The following is a 12523-nucleotide window of genomic DNA, read 5'->3' as shown; positions in this document are numbered from 1 at the left end:
GCAGTGATCGCCCTCTCCCTCGCCGAGATCGCCGAAATCGTCGGCGGGCAGGCGCACGACATACCGGATCCGGGCGCCCGGATCACCGGGCCCGTCGTCATCGACTCCCGTGAGGTGAAGCCCGGCAGCCTCTTCGCCGCCTTCGCCGGGGAGCGCGTCGACGGCCACGACTACGCGGACCGCGCCGTCGCGGCGGGCGCGACGGCGGTCCTCGCCGTCCGCCCCCTCGGCGTCCCCGCGATCGTCGTGGACGACGTGCAGGCCGCGCTGGGCGCCCTCGCCCGCGCGGTCGTCGAGCGGCTCGGCACCGATGTCGTCGCCCTCACCGGCTCCGCCGGCAAGACCTCCACCAAGGACCTCATCGCCCAGGTCCTCGACCGCCACGCGCCCACCGTCTGGACGCCCGGCTCCCTCAACAACGAGATCGGCCTGCCGCTCACCGCGCTCAGGGCGACCGGGGAGACCCGGCACCTCGTCCTGGAGATGGGCGCCCGCGGGATCGGCCACATCCGCTACCTGACCGGGCTCACCCCGCCCCGGATCGGGCTCGTCCTGAACGTGGGCACCGCCCACATCGGCGAGTTCGGCGGACGCGAGCAGATCGCCGAGGCCAAGGGCGAGCTCGTCGAGTCCCTGCCGTCCGCCGAGGACGGCGGCATCGCGGTCCTCAACGCCGACGACCCCCTCGTCCGCGCCATGGCGAGCCGCACCAAGGCCCGCGTGACCCTCTTCGGCGAAGCGGACGAAGCGGCCGTACGTGCCGAGAACGTCCGTCTCACAGGAAGCGGACAGCCCTCTTTCAAGCTTCACACACCCACCGGGTGCAGCGACGTGACCTTGCGCCTGTACGGTGAGCACCACGTGTCGAACGCGCTCGCAGCGGCCGCCGTCGCGCACGAGCTGGGCATGCCTGTCGAGGAGATCGCCACCGCGCTCTCCGAGGCCGGCTCCCTGTCGCGCTGGCGCATGGAGGTCACCGAGCGTCCGGACGGCGTGACGATCGTCAACGACGCCTACAACGCGAACCCCGAGTCCATGCGAGCCGCCCTGCGCGCGCTCGCGGCCATGGGCCGGGCCGGACAGGCCCGCGGGGCCCGTACGTGGGCGGTGCTCGGCAAGATGGCCGAGCTCGGTGACGCGTCGCTCGCCGAGCACGACGCGGTCGGACGGCTCGCCGTCCGGCTCAACGTCAGCAAGCTCGTCGCGGTCGGGGACAGGGAAGCGTCCTGGCTGCAACTGGGCGCCTATAACGAGGGTTCGTGGGGTGAGGAGTCGGTGCACGTGTCCGACGCGCAGGCGGCTGTCGACCTGTTGCGCAGGGAGCTGCGCCCGGGGGACGTGGTCCTGGTGAAGGCGTCCCGGTCGGTCGGTCTCGAGCAGGTCGCACTCGCGCTGCTCGACGCTGAGGGCGAGGTATCGGGCCGATGAGGCAGATCCTCTTCGCGGGGGCCATCGGCCTCTTCCTCACCCTGATCGGCACCCCGCTGCTCATCAAGCTGCTGGCCCGCAAGGGATACGGGCAGTTCATCCGGGACGACGGCCCCCGCGGCCACGCCGGGAAGAAGGGCACGCCCACCATGGGCGGCATCTCCTTCATCCTGGCCACGCTCATCGCGTACGCCCTGGCCAAGGTCATCACCGGCGAGGACCCGACCTACTCGGGCGTCCTGGTGCTGTTCCTGATGACCGGCATGGGCCTGGTCGGCTTCCTCGACGACTACATCAAGATCGTCAAGCAGCGTTCGCTGGGCCTGCGGGCCAAGGCGAAGATGGCCGGCCAGCTCATCGTCGGCATCGCCTTCGCGGTGCTCTCGCTTCAGTTCGCCGACCTGCGCGGGCTCACCCCGGCCTCCACGAAGCTCTCCTTCATCACCGACTTCGGCTGGGCGATCGGCCCGGTCCTCTTCGTGGTCTGGGCGCTCTTCATGATCCTGGCCATGTCCAACGGCGTGAACCTGACGGACGGTCTGGACGGCCTGGCCACCGGCGCCTCCGTGATGGTCTTCGGCGCCTACACCTTCATCGGGCTGTGGCAGTTCCAGGAGTCCTGCGCCAACGCGCTGACCCTGACCAACCCGAGCGCCTGCTTCGAGGTCCGCGACCCGCTCGACCTCGCGGTCGTGGCCTCCGCGCTCATGGGAGCCTGCTTCGGCTTCCTGTGGTGGAACACCTCGCCCGCCAAGATCTTCATGGGTGACACCGGCTCCCTCGCCCTCGGCGGCGCGCTCGCCGGTCTCGCCATCTGCTCCCGTACGGAGCTGCTGCTCGCGCTGCTCGGCGGCCTGTTCGTGCTGATCACCATGTCCGTGGTCATCCAGGTCGGCTCGTTCAAGATGACCGGCAAGCGCGTCTTCCGGATGGCCCCCCTCCAGCACCACTTCGAACTCAAGGGGTGGTCCGAGGTCCTGGTCGTCGTCCGGTTCTGGATCATCCAGGGCATGTGCGTCATCGTGGGCCTGGGCCTCTTCTACGCGGGATGGGCAGCCGACAAGTGAGCGAAGAGCTGGACTGGCAGGGCAAGCACGTCACGGTCGCGGGTCTCGGGGTGTCCGGCATCCCGGCCGCCCGGGCCCTGGCCGCCCGCGGCGCCGTGGTGACCGTCGTCAACGACGGGGACGACGAGCGCTCCCGGGCGCAGGCCGCGGAGCTGGAGGCGGAGGGGATCACCGTCCGCCTCGGCGACGGGGCGACCCTGCCGGCCGGCACCGAGCTGGTCGTCACCACCCCCGGCTGGCAGCCGGACAAGCCGCTCTTCGCGGCCGCCGCCGAGGCGGGCGTCGAGATCTGGGGCGACGTCGAGCTGGCCTGGCGGCTGAGGGGCCCGGACGCGGCCCCGTGGCTGGCGATCACCGGCACCAACGGCAAGACCACCACGACCCGGATGCTCGCCTCCATCCTGGAGGCCGCGGGGCTGCGGACCGCCGCCGTCGGCAACATCGGGGTCTCGCTCCTCGACGCCGTCCTCGGCGAGGATCCGTACGGTGACCTCGACGTACTCGCCGTCGAGCTCTCCAGCTACCAGCTGCACTGGGCGCCCTCGGTGCGCGCCCACTCGGCCGCCGTGCTCAACCTGGCGCCCGACCACCTCGACTGGCACGGCTCGATGGAGGCGTACGCCGCCGACAAGGGCCGGATCTACGAGGGCAACCGGGTCGCCTGCGTCTACAACGCGGCCGACCCGGTGACCGAGGACCTGGTCCGCGAGGCCGACGTCGAGGAGGGCTGCCGGGCCATCGGCTTCACCCTCGGCACCCCCGGCCCCTCCCAGCTCGGCGTCGTCGAGGGCATCCTCGTCGACCGGGCCTTCGTGGAGAACCGGCAGAAGAACGCCCAGGAGCTGGCCGAGGTCGCCGACGTGCAGCCGCCGGCCCCGCACAACATCGCCAACGCGCTCGCCGCGGCCGCCCTCGCCCGCGCCTTCGGCGTGGACGCGAAGGCCGTGCGCGACGGGCTGCGGGCCTTCCGCCCCGACCCGCACCGGATCGAACTGGTCGAGGAGGTCGGGGGCGTGACCTACGTCGACGACTCCAAGGCCACCAACACCCACGCCGCCGAAGCCTCGTTGGCCGCCTACGACCCGATCGTCTGGATCGCCGGCGGCCTCGCCAAGGGCGCCACCTTCGACGAGCTGGTGCAGAAGTCCGCGAAGCGGCTGCGCGGGGCCGTGCTGATCGGCGCGGACCGCGCGCTGATCCGCGAAGCCCTGGCGCGACACGCCCCGGAGGTCCCGGTGGTGGACCTCGACCGGACCGACACTGGGGCGATGTCCGAGGCGGTCCGCGAGGCGGCCCGGCTCGCCCGGCCGGGGGACACCGTCCTCCTGGCCCCGGCCTGCGCCTCGATGGACATGTTCACCAACTACAACAAGCGGGGCGAGGCGTTCGCGGACGCGGTCCGCGCCCTCGCCGCCACCGGGGACGCCTGACCCGACCACTGCGAGGGTCCGGCCGTACCGGGCCTGACCGGAGGGGGCAGCGACCATGCCGAGCAAGATCGCCGGGACACGCAGGCCCTCCGCCCGACCGGGCGGAGGGCGGGCCCCCGCGACCCCGCGGGGGGCGCGCGGGGGAGGCGTGCGCGGGCTCTTCACCCGGGCGCAGCGGGCCTGGGACCGGCCGCTCACGGCGTACTACGTGATCATCGGCGCGGGGCTGCTCATCACCACGCTCGGCCTGGTGATGGTCTACTCGGCCTCGATGATCACGGCGCTCCGCTACGAGCTGGTGCCGTCCTACTTCTTCCGCAAGCAGTTCTTCGCCGCGCTCCTGGGCACCGGACTGCTCCTCGTCGCCTCGCGGATGCCGGTGAAGCTGCACCGGGCGCTCGCCTACCCGATCCTGGTGGGCGCGGTCTTCCTCATGGTGCTCGTCCAGATCCCGGGGATAGGGCATTCCGTCGGCGGCAACCAGAACTGGATCTCGCTGGGCGGTCCGTTCATGCTCCAGCCGAGCGAGTTCGGCAAGCTGGGCCTGATCCTGTGGGGCGCCGACCTGCTCGCCCGCAAGCAGGACATGAAACTGCTCACCCAGTGGAAGCACATGCTCGTGCCGCTGGTGCCGGGGGCCTTCATGCTGCTCGGGCTGATCATGCTCGGCGGCGACATGGGCACCGCGATCATCCTCACCGCGATCCTCTTCGGCCTGCTGTGGACCGCGGGCGCCCCCACCCGCCTCTTCGTGGGCGTGCTCGCGGTGGCCGGAGCGCTCGGTGCGCTGCTCATCAAGACCAGCCCGCACCGGATGGACCGCTTCCAGTGCATCGGCGCCACCGATCCGGGCGGCGAGGGGGCCCCGTGCCTCCAGGCCGCGCACGGTATCTATGCTCTGGCGTCGGGGGGATGGTTCGGTTCCGGACTCGGTGCGAGTGTGGAAAAATGGGGCCAACTGCCCGAAGCGCACACCGACTTCATCTTCGCGGTCACCGGTGAGGAACTGGGTCTCGCGGGGACGCTGTCGGTCGTCGCCCTGTTCGCGGCCCTAGGCTATGCGGGTATCCGCGTGGCCGGACGCACGGAGGACCCCTTCGTTCGATTCGCCGCGGGAGGCGTGACCACCTGGATCACGGCGCAGGCCGTGGTCAACATCGGTGCGGTGCTCGGTCTGCTGCCGATCGCCGGCGTCCCGCTCCCGCTGTTCTCGTACGGGGGGTCGGCCCTGCTGCCGACCATGTTCGCCGTCGGGCTCCTGATCGCCTTCGCGCGACAGGAACCCGCCGCGAAAGCGGCCCTGGCCATGCGCCGCCCCGGCTGGGGCAAGCGGGCCGGGGTGAGATGGAAGTCGATGCGACGGCGCGTCAAGAAGCGCCCGTCCGGAGAGCGGTGAATTTCGGTGCATGTCGTACTCGCCGGCGGGGGGACCGCCGGTCACATCGAGCCGGCGCTCGCCCTCGCGGACGCCCTGCGCAGGCAGGACCCGAGCGTGGGCATCACGGCGCTGGGCACGGAGAAGGGACTGGAGACCCGGCTCGTGCCCGAGCGGGGCTACGAGTTGGCGCTCATCCCCGCCGTACCGCTGCCCCGCAAGCCCACCCCCGAGCTGATCACCGTCCCCGGACGCCTGCGCGGCACCATCAAGGCCGCCGAGCAGATCCTGGAGCGCACCAAGGCGGACTGCGTGGTCGGCTTCGGCGGCTACGTGGCGCTCCCCGGCTACCTGGCCGCCAAGCGGCTCGGGGTGCCGATCGTGGTCCACGAGGCCAACGCCCGGCCCGGCCTGGCCAACAAGATCGGCTCGCGGTACGCGGCCGGGGTCGCCGTCGCCACCCCGGACTCCAAGCTCCGCAACGCCCGTTACATCGGCATCCCGCTGCGGCACACCATCGCCACCCTGGACCGGGCCCGGGTCCGGCCCGAGGCGCGCGCCGCCTTCGGCCTCGACCCGAACCTGCCCACGCTGCTGGTCTCCGGCGGCTCCCAGGGCGCGCGCCGGCTCAACGAGGTCGTCCAGCAGGTCGCCCCGGTGCTCCAGCGCTCCGGCATCCAGATCCTGCACGCGGTCGGCCCCAAGAACGAGCTGCCGCGCGTGGACAACATGCCCGGAATGCCGCCTTACGTGCCGGTACCGTACGTGGACCGGATGGATCTCGCGTACGCCGCGGCCGACATGATGCTCTGCCGCGCGGGCGCGATGACCGTCGCCGAGCTCTCCGCCGTCGGACTGCCCGCCGCCTACGTCCCGCTGCCCATCGGCAACGGCGAACAGAGGCTCAACGCGCAGCCGGTGGTCAAGGCCGGCGGCGGACTCCTCGTCGACGACGCGGAGCTGTCGCCGCAGTGGGTGCAGGCCAACGTCCTGCCCGTACTGGCCGATCCGCACCGGTTGTACGAGATGTCCCGCGCCGCCTCCGAGTTCGGCCGCCGGGACGCCGACGACCTGCTCGTCGGCATGGTGTACGAGGCGATCGCCGCCCGCCGACAGGCGTAGCGGAGGACCGAGGGAAGAGGCGCGCGTGGCAGCCGGACCGACGACCGCGGAGCAGGGCGGCACCGTGAAGCGACGGGGGCCGTCGGGCCGGCAGCCGCGGCCGGAGGGCGCGCGCGGCCGCTTCCGCCCGCTCGGACTGCTGCCGGTCCTGGTCGCCGCCGGCGTGCTGCTGCTCGCCGGCGGCACGGTCTGGGCCCTCTACGGCTCGACCTGGTTCCGTGTGGAAGCTGTGAAGACTTCGGGTACCGCGGTGCTCACCCCGGCCCAGGTCGAGGCCGTCGCCGCCGTCCCGGTCGGCGCCCCGCTGGTCACCGTGGACACCGAGGCCATCGAGGCCCGGCTCCGGGAGGAACTGCCCCGGATCGCCTCGGTCGACGTGTTCCGGTCCTGGCCGCACGGAATCGGTCTGAAGGTGACGGAAAGGAAACCCGTCCTGCTTCTGGACAAGCGCGGAACTTTCACCGAAGTGGACTCCACCGCCGTCCCGTTCGCGACCGTCACCACCCCGCCTCGCGGCGTCCCCCGGCTCGTCCTCGACGTGGCCGCTTCGCCCAGCCTGCGCCGGTTCGACGCGGACCGCCTGCTGGCCGAGGCGGTGCGCGTACGGAGTGAACTCCCGGACGCGATCGCGAAGGACACTCGTGTCGTGCGCGTCTCGTCGTACGACTCCGTCACTCTGGAGCTGACCCGGGATCGCACCGTCTTCTGGGGCAGTGCCGAACACGGGCCCGCGAAGGCCCGGGTGATCACCGCCCTGATGAAGGCGACCCCCAAAGCGGGGCACTTCGACGTAAGTGCCCCCAGCGCGCCCGTCTCGTCGGGGAGTTGACGCGCATCGGCGCTGGCCAGCACCCTGGTTGGCCAGCGCTACGGGTGATCACATAGGGTGAAAAGAAAAACGGGAGGTTCGGCGTGTTCGTTGAACGCGCGCGGCTTGTCGACTTAGTGTCCTGTTCGGAAGAGTCCAGCGAACAGAGACACTGGTAACCCTAAACTTCAACGTTAGGGTTGGGGTCGGCGCAACGGACCACCCCATCGGCATCCGTCGTCGCGGCGCGTCAACCACCGCGCAATGACGACACGTAACTCGAGGCGAGAGGCCTTCGACGTGGCAGCACCGCAGAACTACCTCGCAGTCATCAAGGTCATCGGTGTCGGCGGCGGTGGTGTCAATGCCATCAACCGAATGATCGAGGTCGGTCTCAAGGGCGTCGAGTTCATCGCCATCAACACCGACGCACAGGCACTGTTGATGAGCGACGCCGACGTCAAGCTCGACGTCGGCCGTGAACTGACCCGCGGCCTCGGGGCCGGGGCGAACCCTGCCGTCGGCCGCAAGGCGGCCGAGGACCACCGCGAGGAGATCGAGGAGGTCCTCAAGGGGGCCGACATGGTCTTCGTCACCGCCGGCGAGGGCGGCGGCACCGGCACCGGCGGCGCGCCCGTCGTCGCCAACATCGCACGCTCGCTCGGCGCCCTGACCATCGGCGTGGTCACCCGCCCGTTCACCTTCGAGGGCCGTCGGCGCGCCAACCAGGCGGAGGACGGCATCGCCGAGCTCCGCGAAGAGGTCGACACCCTCATCGTCATCCCGAACGACCGCCTGCTGTCCATCTCGGACCGCCAGGTCTCGGTCCTCGACGCCTTCAAGTCGGCCGACCAGGTCCTGCTCAGCGGCGTCCAGGGCATCACCGACCTCATCACCACCCCGGGTCTGATCAACCTCGACTTCGCCGACGTCAAGTCGGTCATGTCCGAGGCCGGGTCCGCCCTCATGGGCATCGGCTCCGCCCGCGGCGACGACCGCGCGGTGGCCGCCGCGGAGATGGCGATCTCCTCGCCGCTCCTGGAGGCGTCCATCGACGGCGCCCGCGGTGTGCTCCTCTCCATCTCCGGCGGCAGCGACCTCGGTCTCTTCGAGATCAACGAGGCCGCCCAGCTGGTCAGCGAGGCCGCCCACCCGGAGGCCAACATCATCTTCGGCGCCGTCATCGACGACGCCCTCGGCGACGAGGTCCGGGTCACCGTCATCGCGGCCGGCTTCGACGGCGGCCAGCCGCCGGCCCGCCGGGACAACATCATCGGCGCGGTCTCCGCGAAGCGCGAGGAGCCGGCCCCGCCCCCGCGCATCGAGACCCCCCGCCCGCTCGGCGGCCTCGGCACGGTGACCCCCCGCGAGGAGCCCGTCGCCGCCCCGGCCGAGCCCGCCCCGCAGGTCAACGAGGCCCCGCTGCCGCCCGTCCCGCCGGTGGTCCCGCCGGCCCGCCCGTACACGGACAGCCCCGCCGAGGAGCTGGACGTGCCGGACTTCCTGAAGTGATAGGGCACCGCTCCTCCACGAACGGCGCGCACTTCGCCTTCACCGACAGGTGGGGCGGGGTGAGCGCCGTTCCGTACGAGCAGCTCAACCTCGGCGGCGCCGTCGGCGACGACCCGGAGGCCGTCCGGGCCAACCGGGCCCGCGCCGCCGCCGGTCTGGGGCTCGACCCCGCCCTGGTCGTCTGGATGAACCAGGTCCACGGCGCCGGCGTCGCCGTGGTCGACGGCCCCTGGGACGGCGACGGGGCCGTCCCCGCCGTCGACGCGATCGTCACCACCCGCCGCGGGCTCGGCCTCGCCGTCCTCACCGCGGACTGCGTCCCCGTCCTCCTCGCCGACCCGGTCGCCGGCGTCGTCGCCGCCGCCCACGCCGGGCGGCCCGGGATGATCGCCGGGGTCGTCCCCGCCGCCGTCGCGGCGATGGCGGAGCTCGGCGCCGAGCCCGGCCGGATCACCGCCCGCACCGGCCCCGCCGTCTGCGGACGCTGTTACGAGGTCCCCGAGGCGATGCGCGCCGAGGTCGCCGCCGTCGAACCCGGCGCGTACGCCGAGACCTCCTGGGGCACCCCCGCCGTCGACGTCGCCGCCGGCGTCCGGGACCAGCTGGCCCGCCTCGGGGTGACCGACATCGAGGACGCCGGGGTCTGCACCCTGGAGTCCCCGGACCACTACTCGTACCGACGCGACCGCACCACGGGGCGACTCGCGGGATATGTCTGGTTGGGCAGGGAAGAGGCATGACGGACCGCAAGGCCGAACTCGCGGAGAACCTGGCACGGGTGGAGGAGCGGATCGCCGCCGCCTGCGCCGCCGCCGGCCGCCCCCGCGAGGAGGTGACCCTGATCGTCGTCACCAAGACCTACCCCGCGAGCGACGTGCGGATCCTGCACGGGCTCGGGGTGCGCGACGTGGCGGAGAACCGCGACCAGGACGCGGCGCCGAAGGCGGCCGCCTGCGCCGACCTCGATCTCACCTGGCACTTCGTCGGTCAGCTGCAGACCAACAAGGTCAGATCGGTGGTCGGCTACGCCGGTGTCGTGCAGTCCGTCGACCGGCTCAGGCTCGTCTCCTCCCTCTCCGCGGCCGCGGGGAAGGCGGGGCACGAGCTCGGCTGCCTGATCCAGGTCGCCCTCGACGCCGAGGCCGGCGGCCGCGGCGACCGCGGCGGCGTGGCGCCGGACGGGATCGAGGAGGTGGCCGCCGCCCTCGACGAGGCCCCCGGACTGCGGCTCGACGGACTGATGACGGTGGCCCCGCTGGTGGGCGAGTACGCGGGCCGGCAGCGCGCCGCCTTCGACCGGCTGATGGATTTGTCGACTGCCCTGCGCACGACCCGTCCGGCTGCGAACATGGTGTCGGCGGGCATGAGCGCGGACCTCGAGGACGCCATCGCCGCCGGGGCGACACATGTACGCGTCGGTACGGCGGTACTCGGTGTCCGCCCGAAGCTCGGGTAACGTCGCGAAGCAGGTCGGACCACAGCAGAAAATATGGTCATTCCGCGAACGGCGGAGTGGCCCGTGGATCGCGGGCTCTTGGTGACGAGGCCGATCCACCACAGAGCGGAGGAATCGGAGAATGGCCGGCGCGATGCGCAAGATGGCGGTCTACCTCGGTCTCGTGGAGGACGATGGGTACGACGGCCGGGGCTTCGACCCCGATGACGACTTCGAACCCGAGCTGGAGCCCGAGCCCGAGCGGGAGCGGCGCCACACCCCTCCGCGCCAGATCGAGCGCGAGGAGCCGGTGCGCGTCGTGGCGCCGCCCGCTCCCCGCGAACCGGTCGCGCACTCTGCCCCGGTACTCGCCGAAAGCGGTCGTCCGGCCCGAATTGCCCCCGTGGCATCCATCACACCCGAACGCCCGAGCCTGGAGAAGAACGCACCGGTGATCATGCCCAAGGTCGTGTCCGAGCGGGAGCCCTACCGCATCACCACGCTGCACCCCCGGACCTACAACGAGGCCCGTACCATCGGGGAACACTTCCGCGAGGGCACTCCGGTGATCATGAACCTCACGGAGATGGACGACACGGACGCGAAGCGACTTGTCGACTTTGCCGCCGGACTCGTCTTCGGGCTCCATGGCAGCATTGAGCGCGTGACGCAGAAGGTGTTCCTGTTGTCGCCTGCTAACGTCGATGTCACGGCGGAGGACAAGGCCCGGATCGCAGAGGGCGGATTCTTCAACCAGAGCTGAGAAACGAGACCGGACGGACCGGCCGCGGGAGCGGCCGGAGCAAGCTGAGTACACGGAAGCCAGGGGAGAGGGAACCGCGGGATGGGCGTCGCACTACAGGTGGTCTACATCGCGCTGATGTGCTTCCTCGTCTTCCTGATCTTCCGGCTGGTCATGGACTACGTCTTCCAGTTCGCCCGTTCATGGCAACCCGGTAAGGCGATGGTGGTCGTTCTGGAGGCCACCTACACTGTGACCGATCCACCGCTCAAGCTTCTGCGGCGACTCATCCCGCCGTTGCGTCTCGGGGGCGTGGCACTCGACCTGTCCTTCTTCGTTCTGATGATCATCGTCTACATCCTCATCTCCGTCGTGAACTCCCTCGCGAGGTGAGTGTGGACGATACGGTCCTGCCGACTGCCGACGACTACGTAGAGGTGAAGAAGAGATGCCGCTGACCCCCGAGGACGTGCGGAACAAGCAGTTCACGACCGTCCGCCTTCGAGAAGGCTATGACGAGGACGAGGTCGATGCCTTTCTCGACGAGGTCGAGGCCGAGCTGACCCGCCTGCTCCGCGAGAACGAGGACCTGCGCGCGAAGCTGGCCGCCGCGACGCGCGCCGCCGCCCAGAACCAGCAGCAGGCCATGCGCAAGCCCCCGGAGCCGCAGGACAACCGTCCCGTCGGTCCCGGCGCCCCCGTGCCCGCGGCCATATCCGGTCCGCCGGTCCAGCAGCAGCCGCCGCAGATGGGCCCGCCGCAGCTGCCTTCCGGTGCTCCTCAGCTTCCCGCCGGCCCCATGCAGGGCGGACCCATGGGTCCGGGCCCGATGCAGGGCGGTCCGATGGGTCCCGGCCCGATGCAGGGCGGCCCCATGGGCCACCCGCAGCAGCAGCAGATGCAGCCGCAGCCCCCGCAGCAGCCCGGTGGCGACAGCGCCGCGCGTGTCCTCTCGCTGGCCCAGCAGACCGCCGACCAGGCGATCGCCGAGGCCCGCTCCGAGGCCAACAAGATCGTCGGCGAGGCGCGCTCCCGTGCCGAGGGCCTGGAGCGGGACGCCCGTGCCAAGGCGGACGCCCTGGAGCGGGACGCGCAGGAGAAGCACCGCGTCGCGATGGGCTCCCTGGAGTCCGCCCGCGCCACGCTGGAGCGCAAGGTCGAGGACCTGCGCGGCTTCGAGCGCGAGTACCGGACCCGCCTGAAGTCCTACCTGGAGTCCCAGCTGCGTCAGCTGGAGACCCAGGCGGACGACTCGCTGGCCCCGCCGCGGACCCCGGCCACGGCCTCGCTGCCGCCGGCCCCGTCCATGGCGTCGGCCGGTGCGGGTGCCCCGTCCTACGGCGGCAACGGCCCGATGGGCGGCGGTCCCATGGGCGGTGCCCCGTCCTACGGCGGCCAGCAGCAGATGTCCCCGGCGATGACCCAGCCGATGGCGCCGGTGCGGCCGCAGGCGCCGCAGCCGATGCAGCAGGCGCCCGCGCCGATGCGCGGCTTCCTGATCGACGAGGACGACAACTGAGGCGGCGCCTGAACGTGCGCTGAGCACGTAGCCGTCGGCAGCCGAAGGGCCAGGCCTGGAGCGATCCAGTCCCTGGCCCTTCGCC

At 71.6% G+C, this 12523-nt stretch carries 12 protein-coding genes; all 12 read left to right on the top strand.

Translation table 11 applies throughout. The features are described 5' to 3' along the window. Window positions 1–3 precede the first annotated feature (3 nt). The 12 genes from IE287_RS18500 (at window position 4) to IE287_RS18445 (ending at window position 12438) form a co-directional block, all read left to right on the top strand. The gene (locus IE287_RS18500; protein WP_189850182.1) at window positions 4–1428 is read left to right on the top strand and encodes a UDP-N-acetylmuramoyl-tripeptide--D-alanyl-D-alanine ligase; all 1425 of its coding nucleotides are present in this window, start codon (window positions 4–6) and stop codon (window positions 1426–1428) included. After that, window positions 1425–2495, top strand: coding sequence for a phospho-N-acetylmuramoyl-pentapeptide-transferase (gene mraY / locus IE287_RS18495; RefSeq protein WP_189850181.1), 1071 nt, complete (start codon window positions 1425–1427; stop codon window positions 2493–2495). Before IE287_RS18500 ends, mraY begins: the two co-directional genes overlap by 4 nt. Continuing rightward, window positions 2477–3925 carry a UDP-N-acetylmuramoyl-L-alanine--D-glutamate ligase gene (gene murD / locus IE287_RS18490; RefSeq protein WP_189850180.1) on the top strand — a complete coding sequence of 483 codons (1449 nt, stop codon included), beginning with the start codon at window positions 2477–2479 and terminating at the stop codon, window positions 3923–3925. Before mraY ends, murD begins: the two co-directional genes overlap by 19 nt. A gap of 55 nt (window positions 3926–3980) precedes the next feature. Then, entirely contained in the window at window positions 3981–5321 is a 1341-nt protein-coding gene (gene ftsW, locus IE287_RS18485) for a putative lipid II flippase FtsW (protein ID WP_189850179.1), read from the top strand. Window positions 5322–5327: 6 nt separating this feature from the next. Beyond that, the gene (gene murG / locus IE287_RS18480) at window positions 5328–6422 is read left to right on the top strand and encodes an undecaprenyldiphospho-muramoylpentapeptide beta-N-acetylglucosaminyltransferase (protein WP_189850178.1); all 1095 of its coding nucleotides are present in this window, start codon (window positions 5328–5330) and stop codon (window positions 6420–6422) included. A gap of 25 nt (window positions 6423–6447) precedes the next feature. Next, a complete protein-coding gene (locus IE287_RS18475) occupies window positions 6448–7251 on the top strand; it encodes a cell division protein FtsQ/DivIB (protein WP_189850177.1) in 804 nt (267 codons plus the stop codon). A 279-nt stretch (window positions 7252–7530) separates the two neighbouring features. Then, complete coding sequence (gene ftsZ, locus IE287_RS18470; protein WP_189850176.1) at window positions 7531–8742, top strand: cell division protein FtsZ; 1212 nt, start codon at window positions 7531–7533, stop codon at window positions 8740–8742. Continuing rightward, a complete protein-coding gene (pgeF, locus tag IE287_RS18465; RefSeq protein ID WP_189850175.1) occupies window positions 8739–9482 on the top strand; it encodes a peptidoglycan editing factor PgeF in 744 nt (247 codons plus the stop codon). The genes ftsZ and pgeF overlap by 4 nt, the downstream gene beginning before the upstream one ends. After that, the gene (locus tag IE287_RS18460) at window positions 9479–10198 is read left to right on the top strand and encodes a YggS family pyridoxal phosphate-dependent enzyme (RefSeq protein WP_189850174.1); all 720 of its coding nucleotides are present in this window, start codon (window positions 9479–9481) and stop codon (window positions 10196–10198) included. The genes pgeF and IE287_RS18460 overlap by 4 nt, the downstream gene beginning before the upstream one ends. Window positions 10199–10319: 121 nt before the next feature. Continuing rightward, window positions 10320–10940: a cell division protein SepF gene (locus IE287_RS18455; protein WP_030748389.1), complete on the top strand. Its 621-nt coding sequence runs from the start codon at window positions 10320–10322 to the stop codon at window positions 10938–10940. A gap of 81 nt (window positions 10941–11021) precedes the next feature. Continuing rightward, window positions 11022–11312: a YggT family protein gene (locus tag IE287_RS18450; protein WP_031007132.1), complete on the top strand. Its 291-nt coding sequence runs from the start codon at window positions 11022–11024 to the stop codon at window positions 11310–11312. Between the two features lie 55 nt (window positions 11313–11367). Then, the gene (locus tag IE287_RS18445; protein WP_189850173.1) at window positions 11368–12438 is read left to right on the top strand and encodes a DivIVA domain-containing protein; all 1071 of its coding nucleotides are present in this window, start codon (window positions 11368–11370) and stop codon (window positions 12436–12438) included. The last annotated feature ends 85 nt before the right edge of the window (window positions 12439–12523 follow it).

The organism is Streptomyces omiyaensis, assembly GCF_014650895.1.
GTDB classification, from domain to species: domain Bacteria; phylum Actinomycetota; class Actinomycetes; order Streptomycetales; family Streptomycetaceae; genus Streptomyces; species Streptomyces omiyaensis.
Note: the sequence above shows the minus strand (reverse complement) of the source record. Positions and strands in the feature narration are given on the sequence as shown.

Coding starts and splice junctions, on each gene's coding strand:
- IE287_RS18445 (WP_189850173.1), top strand. CDS start 11,368: ATGCCGCTGACCCCCGAGGACGTGCGGAACAAGCAGTTCACGACCGTC.
- IE287_RS18450 (WP_031007132.1), top strand. CDS start 11,022: ATGGGCGTCGCACTACAGGTGGTCTACATCGCGCTGATGTGCTTCCTC.
- murD (WP_189850180.1), top strand. CDS start 2,477: ATGGGCAGCCGACAAGTGAGCGAAGAGCTGGACTGGCAGGGCAAGCAC.
- ftsW (WP_189850179.1), top strand. CDS start 3,981: ATGCCGAGCAAGATCGCCGGGACACGCAGGCCCTCCGCCCGACCGGGC.
- IE287_RS18455 (WP_030748389.1), top strand. CDS start 10,320: ATGGCCGGCGCGATGCGCAAGATGGCGGTCTACCTCGGTCTCGTGGAG.
- mraY (WP_189850181.1), top strand. CDS start 1,425: ATGAGGCAGATCCTCTTCGCGGGGGCCATCGGCCTCTTCCTCACCCTG.
- IE287_RS18460 (WP_189850174.1), top strand. CDS start 9,479: ATGACGGACCGCAAGGCCGAACTCGCGGAGAACCTGGCACGGGTGGAG.